General features: G+C 74.8%; 1 protein-coding gene and 1 pseudogene. Both read left to right on the top strand.

Annotation, left to right across the window (positions count from 1 at the left end; genetic code table 11):
* Positions 1 to 106 precede the first annotated feature (106 nt).
* Entirely contained in the window at positions 107 to 904 is a 798-nt protein-coding gene (gene trpC / locus ABT084_RS37915; protein ID WP_351054416.1) for an indole-3-glycerol phosphate synthase TrpC, read from the top strand.
* Positions 901 to 1,047, top strand: a pseudogene (locus tag ABT084_RS37910) (tryptophan synthase subunit beta); the annotation flags it as partial. The gene trpC and the pseudogene ABT084_RS37910, both read left to right, overlap by 4 nt.

Here is a 1,047-nt window from a genome sequence, read left to right as displayed (position 1 = left end):
CGCGCCCGCACCGGCATCCGCGCCCGCGCCGGCATCCGCGCCCGCGCCCGCACCGGCGGCCGAGGCCGCGCCCGCACCGGCGGCCGAGGTTGGCGGTCGCGGCACCCTGCTGGCCGAGCTGATCGAGGCCGCGCACCGCCAGACCGCGGCCCGCCGCGCCGAGGTCCCGCTCGCCGAGATCGAGCGCAGGGCCGCCGAGGCTCCCGCTGTACGGGACTTCGGCGCGGCCCTGCGCGCCCCCGGCCTCGGCGTCATCGCCGAGCTCAAACCCCGCAGCCCGCTCAAGGGCCCGCTCACCGACGACTACCGCCCCGCCGACCTGGCCCGCGCCTACGAGGCGGGCGGCGCCTGCGCGCTGTCCGTCCTCGCGCACACCGAGGGCTTCGGCGGCCGCCCCGAGGACCTGGCGACCGTACGGGAGGCCGTCGGCCTGCCCGTCATGCGCAAGGACTTCATCGTCGACGAGTACCAGATCGCCGAAGGCCGGGCCTTCGGCGCGGACGCGGTCCTGCTCGTGGTCGCCGCGCTGACCGAGGAGCGGCTGGACCGGCTGTACGCGTACGCGACCGGCCTCGGCCTGCACGTCCTGGTCGAGGTCCACAGCGAGGCGGAGGCGCACACGGCGCTCGCCCTCGGCGCCGTGAACATCGGCGTCAACCACCGCGACCTGCGCGACTTCCGCATGGACCTCGGTCTCACCGGCCGCCTGCGCCCGCAGGTCCCGGCCGACCGGGTGCTGATCGCCGAGAGCGGCGTACGCGGCCCGGCGGACGCCCGCCGCCTGCGCGCGGACGGCGCGGACGCGGTCCTGGTCGGCGAGACGCTGATGCGCTCGCCGGACCCGGCGGCGCTGGTGACGCAGCTGAAGAACGCCGAGAACAACACCGAGGAGACCCCGTCATGACCAGCACCAGTTCCTTCTTCCCGGACGCGGAGGGAGTGGTCCCGAACACCGAGGGATATTTCGGTGATTTCGGTGGCAAGTTCATTCCCGAGGCGTTGGTCGCCGCGGTGGATGAGGTCGCTGCCGAGTATGAGAAGGCGAAG

It is taken from the genome of Streptomyces sp. NPDC002138 (assembly GCF_040296485.1).
Classification (GTDB): domain Bacteria; phylum Actinomycetota; class Actinomycetes; order Streptomycetales; family Streptomycetaceae; genus Streptomyces.
Note: the sequence above shows the minus strand (reverse complement) of the source record. Positions and strands in the feature narration are given on the sequence as shown.